This is a genomic window from Micromonospora sp. C81, assembly GCF_018070425.1.
Classification (GTDB): Bacteria; Actinomycetota; Actinomycetes; order Mycobacteriales; family Micromonosporaceae; genus Micromonospora; species Micromonospora zamorensis.
Genome location: NZ_JAGPXS010000001.1, coordinates 691,027 through 708,946 on the forward strand (window position 1 = coordinate 691,027; position 17,920 = coordinate 708,946).

At 70.3% G+C, this 17,920-nt stretch carries 20 protein-coding genes; 15 read left to right on the top strand and 5 right to left on the bottom strand.

Annotation, left to right across the window (positions count from 1 at the left end):
• Nucleotides 1–12: 12 nt before the first annotated feature.
• Together KBX46_RS03195 and KBX46_RS03200 are read right to left on the bottom strand one after the other, a co-directional pair.
• Entirely contained in the window at nt 13–1,530 is a 1,518-nt protein-coding gene (locus KBX46_RS03195; RefSeq protein ID WP_210790692.1) for an aldehyde dehydrogenase (NADP(+)), read from the bottom strand.
• Complete coding sequence (locus KBX46_RS03200; protein ID WP_210790694.1) at nt 1,527–2,738, bottom strand: fumarylacetoacetate hydrolase family protein; 1,212 nt, start codon at nt 2,736–2,738, stop codon at nt 1,527–1,529. Before KBX46_RS03200 ends, KBX46_RS03195 begins: the two co-directional genes overlap by 4 nt.
• A gap of 127 nt (nt 2,739–2,865) precedes the next feature.
• Here KBX46_RS03200 and KBX46_RS03205 point away from each other — a divergent pair, with 127 nt between their 5' ends.
• Both KBX46_RS03205 and KBX46_RS03210 read left to right on the top strand, forming a co-directional pair.
• Nucleotides 2,866–3,777 (top strand): IclR family transcriptional regulator, encoded by a 912-nt coding sequence (locus KBX46_RS03205; protein ID WP_210790697.1) that lies wholly within the window; start codon nt 2,866–2,868, stop codon nt 3,775–3,777.
• Between the two features lie 47 nt (nt 3,778–3,824).
• The gene (locus KBX46_RS03210) at nt 3,825–4,769 is read left to right on the top strand and encodes an acyltransferase domain-containing protein (RefSeq protein WP_210790699.1); all 945 of its coding nucleotides are present in this window, start codon (nt 3,825–3,827) and stop codon (nt 4,767–4,769) included.
• Between the two features lie 58 nt (nt 4,770–4,827).
• Here KBX46_RS03210 and KBX46_RS03215 read toward each other — a convergent pair whose 3' ends face one another.
• Nucleotides 4,828–5,346: a CGNR zinc finger domain-containing protein gene (locus tag KBX46_RS03215; RefSeq protein ID WP_210790701.1), complete on the bottom strand. Its 519-nt coding sequence runs from the start codon at nt 5,344–5,346 to the stop codon at nt 4,828–4,830.
• A 110-nt stretch (nt 5,347–5,456) separates the two neighbouring features.
• Here KBX46_RS03215 and KBX46_RS03220 point away from each other — a divergent pair, with 110 nt between their 5' ends.
• The 8 genes from KBX46_RS03220 (at nt 5,457) to KBX46_RS03255 (ending at nt 12,546) form a co-directional block, all read left to right on the top strand.
• Nucleotides 5,457–6,140, top strand: a complete 684-nt coding sequence (locus KBX46_RS03220) for a pyridoxamine 5'-phosphate oxidase family protein (RefSeq protein ID WP_210790703.1) — start codon at nt 5,457–5,459, stop codon at nt 6,138–6,140.
• Nucleotides 6,130–6,612, top strand: a complete 483-nt coding sequence (locus KBX46_RS03225) for a nuclear transport factor 2 family protein (RefSeq protein ID WP_210790705.1) — start codon at nt 6,130–6,132, stop codon at nt 6,610–6,612. Before KBX46_RS03220 ends, KBX46_RS03225 begins: the two co-directional genes overlap by 11 nt.
• Before the next feature lie 38 nt (nt 6,613–6,650).
• Complete coding sequence (locus tag KBX46_RS03230; RefSeq protein WP_210790707.1) at nt 6,651–7,406, top strand: MBL fold metallo-hydrolase; 756 nt, start codon at nt 6,651–6,653, stop codon at nt 7,404–7,406.
• Nucleotides 7,407–7,486: 80 nt separating this feature from the next.
• The gene (locus KBX46_RS03235; protein WP_210790709.1) at nt 7,487–9,028 is read left to right on the top strand and encodes a phenylacetate--CoA ligase family protein; all 1,542 of its coding nucleotides are present in this window, start codon (nt 7,487–7,489) and stop codon (nt 9,026–9,028) included.
• Entirely contained in the window at nt 9,025–9,471 is a 447-nt protein-coding gene (locus KBX46_RS03240; RefSeq protein WP_099854883.1) for a DUF4188 domain-containing protein, read from the top strand. Before KBX46_RS03235 ends, KBX46_RS03240 begins: the two co-directional genes overlap by 4 nt.
• Complete coding sequence (locus KBX46_RS03245) at nt 9,468–10,553, top strand: hypothetical protein (RefSeq protein WP_210790711.1); 1,086 nt, start codon at nt 9,468–9,470, stop codon at nt 10,551–10,553. The genes KBX46_RS03240 and KBX46_RS03245 overlap by 4 nt, the downstream gene beginning before the upstream one ends.
• The gene (locus tag KBX46_RS03250; RefSeq protein ID WP_210790713.1) at nt 10,550–11,443 is read left to right on the top strand and encodes a hypothetical protein; all 894 of its coding nucleotides are present in this window, start codon (nt 10,550–10,552) and stop codon (nt 11,441–11,443) included. Before KBX46_RS03245 ends, KBX46_RS03250 begins: the two co-directional genes overlap by 4 nt.
• Nucleotides 11,444–11,541: 98 nt before the next feature.
• Nucleotides 11,542–12,546 (top strand): hypothetical protein, encoded by a 1,005-nt coding sequence (locus KBX46_RS03255; protein WP_210790715.1) that lies wholly within the window; start codon nt 11,542–11,544, stop codon nt 12,544–12,546.
• Between the two features lie 27 nt (nt 12,547–12,573).
• Here KBX46_RS03255 and KBX46_RS03260 read toward each other — a convergent pair whose 3' ends face one another.
• Together KBX46_RS03260 and KBX46_RS03265 are read right to left on the bottom strand one after the other, a co-directional pair.
• On the bottom strand, nt 12,574–13,008 hold the full coding sequence (locus tag KBX46_RS03260) for a VOC family protein (protein WP_210790717.1): 435 nt from the start codon (nt 13,006–13,008) through the stop codon (nt 12,574–12,576).
• A 721-nt stretch (nt 13,009–13,729) separates the two neighbouring features.
• On the bottom strand, nt 13,730–13,939 hold the full coding sequence (locus tag KBX46_RS03265; RefSeq protein WP_210790719.1) for a hypothetical protein: 210 nt from the start codon (nt 13,937–13,939) through the stop codon (nt 13,730–13,732).
• A 94-nt stretch (nt 13,940–14,033) separates the two neighbouring features.
• On the opposite strand from KBX46_RS03265, the gene KBX46_RS03270 reads away from it, so the two are divergent.
• From KBX46_RS03270 to KBX46_RS03290, 5 genes are all read left to right on the top strand, one after another.
• Nucleotides 14,034–14,315, top strand: a complete 282-nt coding sequence (locus KBX46_RS03270; RefSeq protein WP_210790721.1) for a hypothetical protein — start codon at nt 14,034–14,036, stop codon at nt 14,313–14,315.
• A gap of 83 nt (nt 14,316–14,398) precedes the next feature.
• The gene (locus tag KBX46_RS03275; protein WP_210790722.1) at nt 14,399–15,637 is read left to right on the top strand and encodes an MFS transporter; all 1,239 of its coding nucleotides are present in this window, start codon (nt 14,399–14,401) and stop codon (nt 15,635–15,637) included.
• A 148-nt stretch (nt 15,638–15,785) separates the two neighbouring features.
• The gene (locus KBX46_RS03280; protein ID WP_210790724.1) at nt 15,786–16,142 is read left to right on the top strand and encodes a YciI family protein; all 357 of its coding nucleotides are present in this window, start codon (nt 15,786–15,788) and stop codon (nt 16,140–16,142) included.
• Entirely contained in the window at nt 16,139–17,404 is a 1,266-nt protein-coding gene (locus tag KBX46_RS03285; protein ID WP_247666802.1) for an RNA polymerase sigma factor, read from the top strand. Before KBX46_RS03280 ends, KBX46_RS03285 begins: the two co-directional genes overlap by 4 nt.
• A complete protein-coding gene (locus KBX46_RS03290) occupies nt 17,401–17,907 on the top strand; it encodes an SRPBCC domain-containing protein (RefSeq protein ID WP_210790726.1) in 507 nt (168 codons plus the stop codon). Before KBX46_RS03285 ends, KBX46_RS03290 begins: the two co-directional genes overlap by 4 nt.
• Nucleotides 17,908–17,920: the final 13 nt, after the last annotated feature.

Here is a 17,920-nt window from a genome sequence, read left to right on the forward strand (position 1 = left end):
CCGACGGCGCGGCTACTCCCCCTTCGGTTCCAATTTCCCGTCGACTCGGCGCGGAATGGCGGTGTACGCGTCCCGAAGCTCGTCGGGGAGGATCCACTCCGGGGCGTCCTGCCACGCCAGCGGACGGAGGAACCGTCGGATCGACGTGGCGCCCACCGAGGTGTGCACGGCGTTGGTCGACGGCCAGGGCCCGCCGTGGTGCTGAGCCCACGACACGCGGACACCGGTGGGATAGCCGTCGAAGACGATCCGACCCGAGCGGGCGGCGAGCACGTCGACCAGCCCGCGCACGGCATCTGCGTCATCGTCGTGTCCACGATGGACGGAACCGGTCAGTGACGGCGGGACGGTCGCCAGCACGGCGTCGAGTTCGGCGACGTCGCGATACCGGACCACGACCATGAGCGGTCCGAAGCACTCGCCGGCGATCTCGGCGGTGAGTCCCGGCAGGTCGACCTCCAGCAGGGTCGGCGCGACGGTGAAGCCCTCGCCGGTCTCGACCTGGGGCCGGGCCGAGACACGCGCACCGGCCTGCTCGAAAGCCGTCGCGCCGCTCTCATAGGCGTCCCGGATGCGCTCGTTCAACAGGACCGTGCCGCCCGCCGAGGCGACCCTCCCCCGCAGCCTGTCGACCAGGTGCTCACCGCCCGGATCCGCCGGGATGAACGCCAGACCAGGCTTGGTGCACAGCTGACCACCCGAGGCCGTGAAGGAGGCGAACAGCCCTTCGACGATCGCGTCTGCCCGGTCGGCGGCCGCGCCGGGCAGGACGACGATCGGGTTGACGCTGCTCAGCTCGGCGTAGAGGGGAATCGGGTCGGGTCGTTCGTCGATGGCCGCCTGGATGGCCCGGGCGGCGCCGACGGAGCCCGTCAACGCGACCGCGCGGATCGCGGGGTGGCGCACCAGCGACCGGCCGGACTGCTCCCCGTACACGGTGGTGATCACGCCGTCGGGCCCGCCCAGGTCGCGAATGGCCGACCCGATCGCGTCGGCGGAGGCGTGCGACGTCAGCGGGTGCGACGGGTGGGCCTTCAGGACCGTGGGACAACCCGCGGCGAGCGCGGAGGCGGTGTCGCCTCCGGCGACCGAGAAGGCGAAGGGGAAGTTGCTGGCTCCGAAGACGGCGACCGGCCCGAGGGGCACGAGCATCCGCCGCAGGTCGGGGCCGGGCCCGATGGGGGTGTCGGCGGCGTGGTCGATGGCCGCCTCGACGTACCCGCCGTCGCGCAGGACGTCGCCGAACATCCGGAACTGGAGAGCCGACCGGGTGAGCTCCGTTTCGAGCCGCGCCTGGCTCAAGCCGGTCTCCGCCTCCGCGACGGCGACCAGGTCCGCGCGACGGGACTCCAGGGACTCGGCGATGCGGTCCAGCATCTCCGCCCTGCCGATTCTGCCCAGGCCGGAGAGCCACTGCGCGGCACGGGACGCCTGGCCGGCGACAACCTCCAGCCGAGACTCGTCCGTCTCGTTGAGATCGGTCGCGCGACGCCGACCGTCGCGCGGATCGACAGTGTTGACCACGTTCACAGCAGCCCTCTCCTCCCCAGATTGCCCATCAGATCGCGGACGCCGAAGTGCCAGGGCTCGCACTCCTCCGCGTGCCACACCCGGTTGACCAGGGTGCCGAGTGCCGGACAGCTGATCCGTACGACGTCGTCGACCTTGTGGGTGAAGCCCTCACCGGCGCCGTCGCGGTCCTGGATGGGCGCGAACATCGTGCCGAGCATCAGGGCGGCACCGTCGGGATAGCTGTGGTGCGGGCCGATCAACTGCCGCACGAGGTCCTCCGGGTCCCGCGACATCCGGGTCATCTCGGAGACCGCCTCCAGGAGGAAGCCGTCCAACCCGCGGACCTCCAGGCTGACCTCGAGTTCGCGGACCCGATCCATGCCGAACCGGTCGTCGAAGAGCCGGATCAGGGGGCCGAGGGCACACGAGGCGTTGTTGTCCTTCGCCAGCGGAAGCAACAGCGCCGACCGGCCCTCCACATCCCGCAGGTTCACGTCGTTGCCGAGGGTGGCTCCGACGATCCGGCCACTGGACTGGACGATGAGCGTGACCTCGGGCTCCGGGTTGTTCCAGGTCGACGCGGCCAGCACGCCGACCGGAACGGCGGTGCCGACGGCGGACAGGATCTGACCCTTGGTGAAGATCTCGGCGTCCGGGCCGATCCCCACCTCCAGGTACTGACTCCACATGCCCTCGGCCACCAGCAGATCCTTGAGCCGCTCCGCCTCCGCCGAGCCCGGAGCCAGGCTGTGCAGGTCGACACCGACGTCGGCGAGCATTCGGCGTCGGATGTCCCCCGCGAGCGCCAGGTCTCCCCGGGCCCGTTCCTCGATGACGCGTTCGATCATCGAGACGGGAAAGGTCACGCCGGCGGCCTTGAGCACCTGAAGGTCGACCGGGGCGAGCAGCCAGGGCCGCGTACGGTCGCGGGTCTCGGCCTCGGTATTGGCCAGTATCTCCCCGAGGTCACCCACCCGCGGCCCGTCGAGCCCGGCCACCGTCGCGGCGGGGTCGGGAAGCTCGCAGATGTCCCGGACGGTCGGGAACCGCCGGCTGATGTCGAAGACATCGCCGTTTCGGACGGTCACGGGCGAGGGTCCGTCGACGGACGGGTCCCAGATCCGGCCGACGAGGACGCTGTCGTCGGCGTCGTCCGGCAGCGCCTCGACGGCGGTGCCGGCCCAGCCCGCGCCCGGGGTCGTGCGCCGGGGCCGTGGCACCGTCATGAGCCGCTCCCCAGGTCGAAGAAGGATTGCTCGCCCCGGGGCGGATGTCACAGACGGCGTCCTGGTACATCCGGAGTGGATACGAGTCAGCGTCAGGCGTATGAAATTGCAACGATCGTAGCGCCATGTGCAACGCTGTCAAGCGCTGGTTGCGCATAGCATGACCCTCATTGCGTATTATGCAATCGAAGTGGCGGTGATGCTCCGCCGCGCGGAGGGAGACAGGGCCTTGGCGCAATCGATTCGCCGTGCGATCGACCTCGTCCGTCGGTCGGCGGAGCACCCGCTGTCGCTCACGGAGGCGGCGGACGTGCTCGGCGTCCACAAGTCCACGGCCCTGCGCATCCTCCAGACACTGGAGTCCGCGCGCTTCGTGCGCCGGACCGGCGCGGGCACCTATGTGCTCGGCAGTGGCGTGATCGAGCTGTCCGAGCTCGCGCTCGGCTCGATGGACCTGCGCCAGTTCGCCGCCGCACACCTGCGTGCGTTGCAACGCCAGACCAGCCACACCGTGCACCTGGCGCAACTGACCGGTGACGAGATCATCTACATCGACAAGGTGGACAGCCCGGCGTTCGACGCCGTCAAGCTGCCGTCCCGGGTGGGCCGCGCGGTGTCGATCTATGCGAGCGCCGTCGGCAAGACGATCCTGGCCTACCTACCCCAGGATGAGCGCGACCGCCTCCTGTCCCCCGTCGTCTTCGAGCGGTTCACCGACACCACCTTCGCCGACCCCGAGTCGCTCGCGACCGAGTTGGCCCGAATCCGGGAGCAGGGCTGGGCCACGGACAACGGCGAACACGACGCGTACGTGATGTGTGTCGCCGCACCGGTCAGGGATTCACGAGGGCAGGTCATCGCCGCCGCCTCGATGACGGCGATCGAGGTCATCGCGAGCCTCGACCAGTTGAAGAGCGCCCTTCCGCTCCTGCTGAGGACCGCGGACCAGATCTCGTCCGAACTGGGCTACACACCTCCGTCACCCGCGAGCACTGACGGCTCGGTCGACGACGACCGCCTGACGAACACAACCAGCTGAGGAAAGAGGGCACGAGGACGGCCCCGGCGACCGTTAGAATCGCCGCCGTGGAGCTGGACGAGACCGCCGCCCGACTCGGGGTGCCCGTCGAGGACGTCGAACGCGTACACCAACTCGCCGGTGACCGGCCGTCGGCGCCGCTGCCCGACAAGGCCGACGCGCGCGCGATCCTCGGCCGGCTCGCGGTGCGACCGGACGACACCACCGAGATCATGGCCGGCTGGGCCGACTCCGACTCACCACACTGGACCCCGGAGCTACGCTGGCTGCTCGACCGGTCGATCGCTCTGGTCCGCGCCGACCTCGGCGGCTACGGCTGGCTGTCGCCGGGGCCGGAGTTGCCGCGCGAGCGGGGCCCGGCGTGGCGGCATCTCTACGTGTACGCGTACCTGGCCCTGGTCGACGTCGTCACGGCGTACCACCGCGATCACGGCATCGCCGACGCCGTGTCCTGGGTGACCCTGGCGGACCTGGGCCGCAACCTCGCTGTCGACCGGCGGATGCGCGGCGAGGGCTGGCCGGTGATGCAGAGCTGGCTGACCCTGCACGCGCGCGGTGGCCTGTTCGAGCTGGGGCGGTTGCAGCACCAGCGCGGTGTCAGCGCCATCGACCTGCACATCCCCGAGTCGGGACCGCTGACCCCGGAGGCGGTCGCGGCGTCGCTCGACGAGGCCCGCGCGTTCTTCCCCCGCCACTTTCCTGACGAGCACTACACGGCTTTCGCCTGCGGCTCCTGGCTGCTCGACCCGCAGCTGCGGGAATACCTGCCCGAGGACTCCAACATCGTCCGGTTCCAGCGGAGGTTCGAGCTGGAGCCCTACGACGAGCAGGAGGGGCCCGACGCCGACGTGGAGGTGCTGCGGTTCGCGTTCCGCAGCCTCACCACGCCGCTCGACGAGCTGCCACGCGGCAGCGTGCTCCAGCGCGCGATCGTCGATCACCTGAAGGCCGGCCGGCACTGGCAGTGGCGCCGCGGTCGCTTCCCGATCTGACCAGTCCCTGGCCGCCGACGAGAGCGCAGCCGACGAGAGCCACCGACGCCCCGCGTGCTCAGGTGACGCGATGCCGTTGGTAGTGCCGGGCCGCTTTGGCGCGAGAGCCGCAACCGTCCATTGAGCACCAGCGTCGGGTGCCGTTTCGCGACGTGTCGTAGAAGTGCAGGACGCAGGCGGGGTTGCCGCAGGCACGGATGCGGCTGGGTTGCTGGCGAAGCAACTCCAGGTAGTTGACGGCCGCCTGCCAGGACGGAAGCCATTCGGTGTCCACGTCATGGTGCTCCTGCACGGCCCCCTGCCTGAGCGTGTAGCGCGAGGCGCCGCGGGCGAGGATCGCGTTGACCTCCCGTTCGGCGTCCTCGCCGGGCTGCTCCAGGACGCGACGCAGCGCCGCGCGCGCCTCGCGCAGCGGCATCTCCACCGACGCGGGCTCCCCCGGCAGTCGGTGCTCGGCGAGCCAGTCTCGCAGCCCGTCGGGCTCGTCGAACAGGTCGACCATGCGGCCCCGCTCGACCCACTGGGTGTTGACCAGGTCCAGTGCGAGGGGCTCGCCCACCAGCGGCCGACGTGTCATGGCGCCAACCTTACCACCGTTCGCCGTTTGACAGGTTAGGCAGGGCGGCGTACCTTCTAACCGGCTAACTAAGCCAAGGGGGTTAGACCCGAGTTCGGAGGGCGTCCGCCATGCCACATCGCTACCTACAGGAACTGACCAGCGCCTCAGTGGTCGCCGCGCAACAGCGCTACGGCAGCCGCCCCGCCATCGCGCGCATGGTCGCCGGCTGGGACACGGACGCGATGCTCGGCGCCGACGAGACCGCCTTCATCGCCGAACGCGACAACTTCTACCTCGCCACCGTCGGCGAGAACGGCTGGCCGTATCTGCAGCACCGCGGTGGGCCGCCCGGCTTCCTGCGCGTTCTCGACCCCACCGACGGGCACAGCGTGCTCGGCTGGGCCGATCTGCGCGGCAACCGGCAGTACCTGTCCGTCGGCAACCTCGGCGCCTCGCCGCGGGTATCGGTGCTGCTCATGGACTACGCCCACCAGCAGCGACTCAAGATCATCGGCACGGCCCGCGTTACCGACGTCCGGGACCGGGCATCCGAGGGCCTGATGGAGAGGCTGTCCGTGCCCGGGCAGCCGGGCAAGGTGGAACGCCTGATCACCGTCGACGTGCACGGCTACGACTGGAACTGCCCGCAACACATCACGCCCCGCTTCGGTGAGGCGGAACTCGCGGACGCGCTCGCGCCGATACGCGACGAACTGACACGCCTGCGCGCGGACAACCACGCCCTACGCGCACAACTGCACGGCCACGCCCTACCCGACGATCAGCGAGACAGGGACAGCCATGAGCACTGACGCCCCCGACCCGAACGCGCCGCCGCGGCACCCGTTGCCGCCGTTCGACGCCGAAACCGCACGAATCAAGGTGCAGGCCGCCGAAGACGCCTGGAACACCCGCGACCCGCAGCGCGTGGCCGCCGCCTACACACCCGACAGCATCTGGCGCAACCGGTCGACATTCCTCACCGGCCGCCACGAGATCGAAGCGTTCCTGACCGACAAGTGGGAACGCGAACTCGACTACGTGCTCCGTAAACAACTGTGGGCGTTCCACGAAAACCGTATCGCCGTGCGGTTCCAGTACGAGTGGCACGACGCCGCCGGCCAATGGTGGCGCAGCTACGGCAACGAACAGTGGGAGTTCGACGAGCGCGGCTACATGGCCCGCCGGGAGGCCAGCATCAACGACGTCCCCATCTCCGCCGAGGAGCGCCGCATCCATGGGCGGAGGCCCCCGGGCGACGACGCCGACATACCGCTGCGGTGACGACCGCCGGCACCACAGCAAGACCAGGGAGAAAAACCATGAACAAGCTGACCGTACGCTCCCTCGGCGGCCCGACGGCAGTGTTCGACTACGCCGGCTCGCGCGTCGTGTTGGACCCGACCTTCGACGATCCGCGGACGTACCAGAACGGCCCCGTGACGGCGACCAAGCTCACCGGCCCGAGCGCAGCGCCCGAGGACCTCGGCCAGGTCGACGTGGTGCTCGTGTCGCACGAGCACCACATCGACAACCTGGACATCTCCGGGCGGGAGTTCGCCCGCCGGGCCCCACGGGTGTTCACCACCGCCGCTGGGGCACCGAATCTCGGCGCCGGTGCGGTCGGCCTCCGGCCGTTCGCGCACGCCGAGACCGGCGACATCCGCGTCACAGCGGTTCCAGCGCTGCACGGAACGCCGGAGATCGGGGTGCACAACGGCCCCGTGGTCGGCTTCGTGCTGGAGGCGACCGACTGGCCAACGGTCTACGTCAGCGGTGACAACGCCTCCCTCGACGTCGTGGCCGTCGTCGCGGAGCAGTTTCCGGCGATCGAGATCGCATTCCTCAATCTCGGCGCGGCCCGGATCGCCGTACGCGGAGACGGGTTCCTCACCTTGACGGCTGACCTGGCGGCCCGAGCGGCGGCCCTGCTCGGCGCCCGGGCGGTGATCCCTGTTCACCAGGACGGCTGGGGGCACTACACCCAGGATGCCGACGACGTCGTACGGGCCTTCGAGGAGGCCGGCGTGCGGAATCTGCTCGTCGACCTGCGTCCCGGCGACTCGACGACCGTCTGACGAAGAGTCCACAACGTACTCAACGACGCCTGAGTACCCGCCGTCAGGCGCCTGCCCCGGCGGCTCGATAGCGTTGCCGCGTGGTCACATTCCTGCGCCGGTGGACGCTGCGATCCTCGAGCTTCGCTCTGACCTGGCTCTACACGCTCTACCGGATCCATCCGGCGGTGTGGCGGCTCACGGCACGTCAATACCGCCCGTACATGGGTCACTTCGCCCGACTGCACGCCTGGATGACGTGCCAGTTCGCCGCGATCGACGTCCCCGCGTACGACGACTTCCTGCGCCGTGGCAACTGGCGGTTCCGGTGGTTCGACCTGTCGTCGTACCCCCCGACCGACAAGCGGTCGTACGTGCAGGCGTACCCGGAGGCGCAGCGTTGTCGGCACGGTGAGATCGAGATCGCCGGCAGCGTGGTCGACGAGTCGTCGGGCTCGTCCGGGCAACCGTTCAACTGGATCCGCAGCCGCCGTGAGCTGCGATCGGTGCACAAGAACCTGGCCGGCTACGCGACAATGGTGTTCCCGTCGAAGCGGCGGTTCGTCATCAACGCATACTCGATGGGCGCCTGGGCCACCGGCACCAACACCGGCATTGCCATGTCCACCATCGCGATGGTGAAGAACACCGGGCCAGACCTCCAGAAGATCGCGGACACCCTGCGCTACTTCGGGCCCGGCTTCGACTACATCGTGACCGCGTACCCGCCGTTCCTCAAGCACCTGCGCGACAAGCTCGACGCCGAGGACTTCCCGTGGGCCGACTACCGCATCAGCGGTCTCGTCGGCGGCGAGGGGATGACCGAGGCGCTGCGCGACTACCTCCAGGAACGTTTCCTGAAGGTGCGCTCCGGCTACGGGGCCAGCGACCTCACCATCGGCATCGCCGGGGAGAGCGACTTCAGCGTCTGGGTGCGTCGACGACTGCGGACCGACGCCGCACTGCGGGCCACCCTGCTCGGCGCCGACGAGCACCGGCTGCCGATGATCTTCCAGTACAACCCGCTGGAGACCTACCTGGAGACCACTGCGGACAACGAGGTGCTCTGCACCATCAACTCGACGGCGGTGCTCAATCCCCGGGTCCGCTACAACATCGGCGACGAGGGCCGGCTGATCTCGTACCCCGATGTCGTGGCCGCGATCACCGACCCCGCCGCGCGGGCCGCCGCGGACCGCGCCTGGCAGGTCGACCGGATGCGGCTGCCGCTGCTGTTCCTGTACGGCCGCAAGGACAGCACGATCTCCTACATGGGCGCCAACATCTATCCGCAGGACGTCGAGTACGGCCTCTACACCGGCAACCCTCAGGCGCACCTGCTGCAGAGTTTCTGCCTCCAGGTGGTCGAGCAGGCCGACCTGGAGAGTCGACCGGTGGTCAACCTGCAACTTCGCGACGGCGTGGCCCTCGGCCCCGACGAGCGGCGAGCCCTCGTCCACACCTGCCGTGCGGGGGTGCTGCGTCACCTCGCCGAGGTCAGTCGGGACTTCGCCGAGTCCCTCGCCGAGGACCCGTCCGCAGCCGACCTGCGGGTGGAGATCCACGAGTACGGCACCGGCCCGTTCGCCGGCGCCGGCTCCACGATCAAGAACGTCTACCTGGTGAGGGGCGTGCCGGCATGAGGACCACCGACTTCTCCGCGGCTCCCCCGGTGGGCCAGGCGACCGCCATGTTCGTCGGAGCTACCCGCTATCGGGGGCCGCGCTCGATCTTCACCCTCACCCGGACGTGGTTCCGGATGGTCCGGCAGATGAGACGGATGAAGGGGTACCGCTGGCACACCGTGTATTACCAGTTTCCCTTCACGCTCGGCACCATCGCCTTCTTCAGCGACCGCGACGCACTGCTGACGTTCGCCCGCAGCCGCCACCACCGCGACCTCATGTGCTGGGTGACCGATCACGGCACCACGAACGCGACCGGTGGATACATCCGCCTGTACAACGCCGAGCCCGAGGGCTACAGCAACGGCATCTGGCGCGCCGAGTCGGACGGCATGGCGCACATACCGACCTTCACCCCGCTCTCCACCGAGACGGCCGGCCCACCGGTGCACCGCGGATGAGACTGGATCCGGTGCGGTCCCGGGCCGACCTGCGGGCGTTCGTCGACTTCCCGCTGCGGCTGCACCCGAGCGACCGGTACGTACCCCTGCTGTCGTCGGTCATCGCGGCCCACCGCCGCACCGCCGACCTGTTCCTGGTCCGCGACCGCCACGGTGTGGTCGTGGGGCGGACCAGCATGCACCGCAGTGCCGCCTTCGACGCCAAGGTGGGCCCCCGACAGCTGTTCGGGCACACCGAGTTCGTCGAGGACGACGACGTCTTCGCCGCCATCATGGACGCGGTCGAGACCAGGGCCGACGGTCGGCCACTGTTCGGGCCGGTGGCACTGCTGCCCAACCAGACCGGCGGCGTGATCACCTCCGGCTTCGCCGACCGCGGCTTCGTGGACTCCGCGTGGAACCCCGCCTACTACCCGCACATGTACGAACGGCACGGCTTCCACCGTCGCTTCGAGGCCGACACCTGGCTGGTCGACGTCCACGGCACGGCCGTCGCGGACCAGGACCACGGTTTCGTCTTCGACGACGCCCGGATCGCCGCCGAACAGCTCGTCGTCCGGCACGGCTCCCGGTGGCGTCTACGCGGCCAACTGCCGATCCTGCGGCGAATGCTCAACGCGAGCTTCGCGCAACTCGGCTACTACACCGACATCTCCGCCGAGCAGTTGGCGGAGCAGACCGACGGTCTCGCGTTCCTACTGGACGAGGCGCTGCTCCTCTGGCTGGAGAAGGCCGGCAGGCCGGTCGCGTTCGTCGTCACCGTGCCGGACATCTCCGAATACCTCATGCGCGTCGGTGGCCGGCTCGGTATACCCAACCAGCTCCGGCTGCTCGCCACCCGCCGCCGCTACCGCAGCGACGCCGTCCTCATCATCAAGGGCACCGTGCCCGACGAGCAGGGCAAGGGGTACCTCACGCTGCTGTCCAGGGAGCTGCACCGCAACCTCGCCAACTTTGGCTACCGCACGCTGCGCAGCACCTTCGTCGAACGGACGAACATCGCCTCGGCCGCCCAGTACCGACGGGCCGGCGGCCGGCCACTGCACGGGTACACCTTCTACGAGAGGGCGGCGGTCGCGTGAGCTGGGTCGAGCGGTTGCGGGCCAACGAGGCGATCTGCCGCCGGGCGCCGAGCGCGCACAACACGCAGCCCTGGCGACCGGAATACCACCCGGACGAGATCACCATCGGCGTCGATCCTGCCCGCAGCCTGCCCGACTCCGACCCGACCGGGCGCGACCTGGCCCTCGGCATCGGCGCGTTCGTCGAGACGTGCCTCATCGTCTCCGCCGAACTCGGTCTCACCATCACCGCGGCCCCCGGCCCTCGACTGGTCCCCGCGGCGGACCGCTACGCGACTCCCTTCACCATCGCCGACGTCGAGTCCCGCCGGGTCGCCCGTGGCCCGTACGCGCCCGGGTGCGTCGACGCCGCCGTCATCGCCGAACTGGGCCCCGGCATCGCGCACGTTCCGGCCCGGGATCTCGTGTCGGACCTGGTGGTCGCCGACCGATGGCTCTTCGGCACGCCGGCCGTCGCGGTCGAGCTGCGTGACTGGCTGCGGCTGAGCCCGACCCACCCTCGCTACCACCTCGACGGACTCACCGACCGGGCGCTCGCCCTGTCCTGGTTCGAGGCACGGTTCCTGTCCGCCGCGCTTCGCGCGTACCCGGTCACCCGCCGGCTGGGCCTCCCGGCGCTGCTGGCCGCCAGCGGCCGCGGTCTGTTGCGCTACGACGGCAGCGTCCTGGTGTTGCTCGCCGACGACGGCGACCGTGTCGCCGCAGGCCGGCGTCTGCTGCGTACGTGGTTGACGCTCGCCCGGCACGGCCTGTCGGTCCATCCACTCAGCCAACTCGTCGACTGCCCGGCGACCGCCAGCCGGCTGGCCGAGCGGGTGGGCGGCGAACCGCTCGCAGTGTTCCGCGTCGGCCGGCCCCTCGCCGAGCCGGTCCGCTCGGCGCGACACTAGCGCCCCTCCCGGCCCGGTCACCTCGCCCTGCCGTACACAATCGGGTTGTCCTGTGCGGGCGCAGGCGTGACCATGGTCGGCATGGCGGGAGCTCGCGGGTGAGATCGCCACTTCAGGGCGGGCTGCCGCTGCGGGACGCGGTGGTGGGCGCCGTCGTGGAGATCGCCTGCGACGAGTCGGGATTCTCGGGCACCAACCTGCTGCACTCGACCGCTCCGGTGATCACGCACGCGAGTGTCGACCTGATGGTCGACGAGGCCGTCGCGCTCATCACCGAGCTGCGGTCGGGGTTCCGGTTCTCACCACACGAGCTCAAGTCCGGGCGGTTCCTGCGCGGCTCGGGTGCCGACGAAGCCCTGGAGTGGTTCCTGACCGCGCTGACCGGTCGCGCGCACGTCCACCTGATCGACAAGGAGTTCTTCCTCGTCACCCGGATCGTCGAGTTCCTGCTGGCCGAGCCGTCGTACGCGGCCGGCACCCGGCTGGCCCTCGACCAGCGGCCGACCGCTCTCGCCCTCTACACGGCCAGACACTCGGCCGGCAGCGACTGGGGCGCCTTCCTGGCGGCGTTCGTCGACCTCGTCCGGATGAAGCGGCGGGTGCCGGTGCGGCAGTCGGTACAGCGGTTCTTCCAGGCCCGGGACTTGCTGCTGCACCACAGGCTCGGCGCGGCGGCCGACGCCGTCCTCGACGGGCTCGACCCGGGCCATGTGCGGGCCGTGGTGGCCCGGCTCGACGACGACCGGTCGGTGCCCCCACCGCTGGAACCGCTGCTGCCGGCGCTGGCGGAAACGGTCCTGTCCTGGAGCGGCGGCCAGCGGCAGGTGCTGGTGACCCACGACGAGCAGAGTGCCCTGACGGCCGATCGACTGACCCGCCTCCAGCGGATGATGGCCGGCGGCGGCGCACCGTCGGCGGCAGCCGACACGACCTGGGCTCTGCCGGATGGAGTGTCACCCCTGGCTGGGCTCGTCATGGTCGACTCCCGTGACGATCCGCGCGTCCAGGTCGCGGACCTCCTCGCGGGGGTGGCACGGCGCAGGCCCGGGATCATCGGCGACGCTCTCCGTCAGCCGCCGCCACCGCGCGATCCCGTGGTGTGACGCCTGACCGACGCGTCCCCGGCGCTCTCAGTCGAGACAGAACTCGTTGCCCTCGACGTCCTGCATGACGAGGCACGACTCGTTCTCGCCGTCGGCCCGCAGCAGTTGCACACGTGCCGCGCCGAGGGGGATCAGTCGCGCGCATTCCGCCTCCAGTGCGGCCAGGCGCTCCTCACCCACCAGCCCTGTGCCGACCCGCACGTCGAGGTGCACCCGGTTCTTGACGACCTTGCCTTCGGGAACGCGCTGGAAGAACAGTCGAGGGCCCACGCCCGAGGGATCGACGCACGCGAACGCGGCACCCTGACGCTCGGGCGGCAGCGTGCGATCGACCTCCTCCCACGAGGCGAACCCCTCCGGCGGGGGCGGCACGACGTAGCCCAGCACCTCGCACCAGAAACGAGCGACGCGCTCAGTTTCCGTGCAGTCGAAGGTGATCTGGACCTGCCTTACCGTCGCCATCGGTCCACCATAGAGGGTGCGTCGTCATCAGTGGACGGGCCTCTGACCAGGTGCGGCGCGACGGAAGGTGTAGCCCGCGTTTTCCGGGGGCAAGCAACGCAGATGGACCGCACGACAGGGAGCGAGGAGCGACCGCTCGGCCAGCGGTGCCGGACCGGTGACTCGGACCGGGCACGGCTGGCGACACGGCTCCCTGTGCGATGCGCCTGAGGCACAGCCTGCCCGCGGTCGCGCTCGGTGCGGTGGCACTGGGCGTGGCTCTCGGCGCTGACCCCGCTCGCGCTGACTCGACGTCGTCACTGCCGGTGCCAGTGCCAGTGCCGACCGGTCCCCACCCCGCGACGGCCGCCACTTCACCGAATCTCATCGAGGCGTTGTTGCCCGACGTGGTCGAGTCGCCGCTGTCCATCCCCCTGCCGCTGCCGTCAATCACTCCCCTGCCGCTGCCGTCAGCCACTCCCCTGTCGCTGCCGTCAGCCATCCCCCTGCCTTCGACGTCGGCCAGGCTTCCGGCCGCCAAACCGACCCGGCGAACAGGCGTGCCGTCGTCGTCCTCGCCGCCCACCGCCCCCGTCCCGTCCGCCTCGGCTTCGCGGGCTGCCTCGCCACCGTCGCCGTCGGCACCGCCAGCACCGTCGACCTCCGGGACGGCGACGGTGTCCCGGGACAACCCCCACGGCAGCGTCGAACGCCGCGCGCGGGATCGGGCCCAGAGGGCGGGTCACACGCAGGTGTCGATGATCGCGGTCCCCGCGCCGACGCCGCGCCCACCGGCTCGCCCCGAGCCGGGGCTGCCCGCGTTCGTGCTGGCTGTCGCGTCCACACCCACCGGCGTCGGCGCCAGCGGTGTCGATGTGCCGACGTCGACAGCTGAACATCCGCCACCCATCTCGCCGCTGTCCCGGGGGCTCACTGTCGCCGCCGTCGACATGCGCGCCACCAGCCGGCCCGTGGAGCGGGGCCCTCCGCCGCCGCGGCAACCCCTGATCAGTCAGCCGCGTCCACGACGTTGATCAGGAGAGACCATGGAAATAGCCGTTGTCTGGATCCCCGCCAATATCGAACCGTCGGAGCCCGCCGTCGCGATGTGTCTCGCACACCTTCGTCGACACGACTACCGGTTGAAGGGAATCGTCCGGGCACCCTGGGAGACCGTCGAGCAGCAGATGATCGACGGTGAAGTGGATGTGGTCGTGATCGCCGACCCCGCCCACCTTCCGCCGGACCGGTCACCCCGGATCGAGGTAGCCACTTCGGCGTCGACGACTCACGAGGACCGATCGGCTCTCGACCCGCAACTTGGCTGAACCGACCAAGCGCCCCGTCCACAACGGACGGGGCGCTTGGTCGTGGTGCTCCCGCCGCACGCGCCCCTATAGTGAGTTCCATTATGAGACTTACTGCCTTCTGGCGCTGGTGGGGCGCCAGCACGACCAGTCACCTCGGTTCGGCGATCGGTGGGATCGCCCTGCCGCTCACCGCGCTGAACGTGCTGCACGCCTCGGCCCTCGAAATGGGTCTGATCACGGCGGCCGGCTACCTCGCGTACCTGCTGATCAGCCTGCCGGCGGGGGTGATCGTGCAGCGCGTGCCGCTGCGCGGCACGCAGGTCGCCCTGGACCTGATCCGGGCCCTCGCCATCGCGTCCGTGCCCCTGGCCTGGTGGTTCGACGCCCTGACGGTGGCCCAACTGATCGTGGTCGCCCTGGTCGTGAGCTTCGCCAACGTGCTGTTCGACGTGGCGAACCAGACCTTCCTGCCGGAGATCGTTCCGGCCGCGCAGTTGCAGGCGCGCAACAGCCTCAACTCCGGCACCTATGCCGCCACCCAGCTCGGCGGGCCGTCCCTGGGCGGGCTCGCGGTGCAGTTGCTGGGCGCGGTGCCGACGCTGTTCGTGGACGCCGTCAGCTACCTGATCTCCGCCGTGCTGCTGCGCACCCTTCCGGCCCGGCGTCTGCTGCGCCCGGCCGAGCGGCCACCGATGGTCACGATGATCCGCGAGGGCTGGCACTTCGTGCTCCGACACCCGATCATCGGACCCTCCATGTGGGACGCCACCGCGACGAACTTCGTCTGCGGCGGGATGCTCGCGCTCTTCCCGTACTACCTGGTACGCGAGCTGCACGCGTCGCCACTCATGGTCGGGCTGCTGCTCGCCGCCGACGGGCTCGGCACACTCGTCGGCGCCGCGCTGACAACCCGGTTCACCGACCGGGTCGGCACCGCACGCGGCCTGGTCATCGCGGCCGTCGTCGGGGTGGCCGGGGCGCTCGTCATTCCGCTGGGCAGCGGCACCGCCGCCTATCTCGCCTTCGCCGTCGGGAACCTCGTCTTCGCCGGCTCCTCGGTGGTGCTCAGCGTGACCACCCGCACCTACCGGATGCTCGCCAGCCCGCCGGACCTCCTGTCGCGGGTGATCGCCACGGTCAAGTTCGTCTCCTGGGGCGCCATCCCGCTCGGCAGCCTGCTTGCCGGCCTCCTGGCCGGGCCACTCGGCGCGCGTACCACGCTGTTGATCTTCGGTGCCCTCACCGTACTGTCTCCCATCATCTACCTGTCGACCCCGATCCGGCGGCTGCGCGACCTGCCGCTCGACGCCGCTGCGGAGCCCGTCGAAGCCCGGGTGTGAACCGCGCGACAGAGCGGTGAACCGGCGGGCACCGCCGCCGGCCTTCCACCCGGCAAAATTGGTCCCCTCGTTTGTCGATCGGCGATCAGGTTGACTCGTCGGTTAGGTAGGCGGGCCCGGCGGGGCTCCACACGATGGGATGCGCGACATGGCGAAGTACCTGATCCTCATCCACGGCGACGAACGGCAGTGGGCCGCGATGTCACAGCAGGAGATGCGGAAGCGCGACGAGGCCCACGGCGCCTTCTGCGCCGCAGCCGGTCCGGCCGTCCTCGACGGCCAGCAGTTGGAGCCGGCTGCCGTCGCGACCACACTGCGCACCGACCCGCACGGTCGGGTGGCCATCACGGACGGGCCGTTCCTGGAGACCAAGGAGGCGGTGGGCGGCTACTACCTGATCGAAGCCCCCGACCTCGACGAGGTGATCAGCCTGGCCTCGCGGCTGTACGAGGTCTCCGCCGGGCACAGCGGGGTGGAGATCCGTCCGGTGGTCGATCACGGATGAGCGCCGAGGTGGTCGCGGCGGTCGCGCAGGCGCACCGCCGCGACTGGACCCAGTTGCTGGCCGCGACGGCACGCCTGACCCGGGACCTCGATCTCGCGGAGGAGTGCACCCAGGACGCCTACGCCCAGGCGCTGCGGGTCTGGCCGCAGATCGGCATCCCCGATCGTCCCGGTGCGTGGCTGACAACCACCGCCCGCAACCGGGCGCTGGATGTGCTGCGCCGCGAGTCGGCGTTGCGTCGGGCTCTACCGCAGCTGGTGACCGACCAGTCGGTGCCCGGCCCCGAGGACGGCCTCGATGACGACCGGCTCCGACTCGTCTTCACCTGCTCTCATCCGGCCCTGTCCCGCGACGCCCAGGTCGCGCTGACACTGCGGCTGGTGTGCGGGCTGTCCACGGCGGAAGTGGCCCGCGCGTTCCTGGTGCCGGAGCCCACAATGGCCGCACGGATCACCCGGGCCAAGAAGAAGATCACCACGGCCCGTATCCCGTACCGTGTGCCGTCGCCCGACCACCTCGCCGGGCGGGTCAGCGCCGTCCTCGAAGTCGTCCATCTGATCTTCACCACCGGCCACACGGCGCCGAGCGGCGGGCACCTTGTCCGCCGTGACCTGGTCGACAGCGCGATCAACCTCGCTCGCATGCTGCACCTGCTCATGCCGACCGACACGGAGATCACCGGCCTGCTCGCGCTGCTGCTGCTCATCCATGCGCGTGACGACAGTCGCCTGTCGGCCACCGGTCGGCTGCAACTGCTCTCGGAGCAGGACCGCGGGCGTTGGGACACCCGGCTGATCAGCGAGGGGGTCGCCCTGGTGACCGTCGCGCTGCGTCGCAGGCCGCCGACACGGTACGCCGTCGAGGCCGCGATCGCCGCCGTGCACGCCGAGGCGCCGACCTGGCAGGACACCGACTGGGCGGAGATCGTCGGGCTGTACGACGTCCTGCTCCAGCTCTGGCCCTCGCCGGTGGTCGAGCTCAACCGTGCCGTGGCCGTGGGTCTGCGCGACGGCCCGCAGGCCGGTCTCGACGCACTGACGCCACTGCTCGCCGAACCGGTCCTGGCCACCTACGGCTACCTCAGCGCCGCCCGTGGTGACTTCCTGCGCCAACTCAACCGCTGGGCGCCGGCGGCGGACGCCTACCAGGAGGCCCTGGCCCACACCGACAACAAGGTCGAACGCGCCTTCCTCAGCGAACGGCTCGACGACGTCCAGCGCCAGGCGTCGGCGACGATCACCTTCGAGGAGGCGTACCGGTGACAGGTGGTCGGGCCGAGCCCGTCGCGGTGTCCCGGCGGATCGCCGCGCCAGCGGCCGACATCTTCCGGATCCTCGCGGATCCTCGGCGACACACCGATCTCGACGGCTCCGGGATGCTGCGGGGTGCCGTATCGGACGCGGTGGTCGCCGCCGTCGGCGACGTCTTCGTGATGAGGATGCACTACTCGCGGTATGGCGACTACGAGATGAACAACCACGTCGTCGAGTACGAGGTGAACCGGCGCATCGGCTGGACACCGGAGCCGGGCCGAGGCCACCCGGACACCGCACCCGGCGCCACTGCTCAGGCGCGATGGGGACACCGGTGGACCTACGAGCTGACGCCCGACGGCCCGGACGCGACCATCGTGACCGAAATCTATGACTGCTCCCAGCTGCCGGCCGACGAGCAGGCGGCGATGGACGGCGGGCGCGGCTGGATCACGAGCATGACCGAGACGCTGGAACGGCTGGAGGCGCTCTGCGCCAACCCGCCCGACTGAGCCAGCGGCCCTT

Bases quoted from the DNA above. Each gene is read 5' to 3' on its own strand.
- KBX46_RS03200 (WP_210790694.1), bottom strand. From the start codon at position 2,738: ATGACGGTGCCACGGCCCCGGCGCACGACCCCGGGCGCGGGCTGGGCC.
- KBX46_RS03215 (WP_210790701.1), bottom strand. From the start codon at position 5,346: ATGACACGTCGGCCGCTGGTGGGCGAGCCCCTCGCACTGGACCTGGTC.
- KBX46_RS03220 (WP_210790703.1), top strand. From the start codon at position 5,457: ATGCCACATCGCTACCTACAGGAACTGACCAGCGCCTCAGTGGTCGCC.
- KBX46_RS03225 (WP_210790705.1), top strand. From the start codon at position 6,130: ATGAGCACTGACGCCCCCGACCCGAACGCGCCGCCGCGGCACCCGTTG.
- KBX46_RS03230 (WP_210790707.1), top strand. From the start codon at position 6,651: ATGAACAAGCTGACCGTACGCTCCCTCGGCGGCCCGACGGCAGTGTTC.
- KBX46_RS03240 (WP_099854883.1), top strand. From the start codon at position 9,025: ATGAGGACCACCGACTTCTCCGCGGCTCCCCCGGTGGGCCAGGCGACC.
- KBX46_RS03245 (WP_210790711.1), top strand. From the start codon at position 9,468: ATGAGACTGGATCCGGTGCGGTCCCGGGCCGACCTGCGGGCGTTCGTC.
- KBX46_RS03260 (WP_210790717.1), bottom strand. From the start codon at position 13,008: ATGGCGACGGTAAGGCAGGTCCAGATCACCTTCGACTGCACGGAAACT.
- KBX46_RS03265 (WP_210790719.1), bottom strand. From the start codon at position 13,939: ATGTCGACGGCGGCGACAGTGAGCCCCCGGGACAGCGGCGAGATGGGT.
- KBX46_RS03270 (WP_210790721.1), top strand. From the start codon at position 14,034: ATGGAAATAGCCGTTGTCTGGATCCCCGCCAATATCGAACCGTCGGAG.
- KBX46_RS03275 (WP_210790722.1), top strand. From the start codon at position 14,399: ATGAGACTTACTGCCTTCTGGCGCTGGTGGGGCGCCAGCACGACCAGT.
- KBX46_RS03280 (WP_210790724.1), top strand. From the start codon at position 15,786: ATGGCGAAGTACCTGATCCTCATCCACGGCGACGAACGGCAGTGGGCC.
- KBX46_RS03285 (WP_247666802.1), top strand. From the start codon at position 16,139: ATGAGCGCCGAGGTGGTCGCGGCGGTCGCGCAGGCGCACCGCCGCGAC.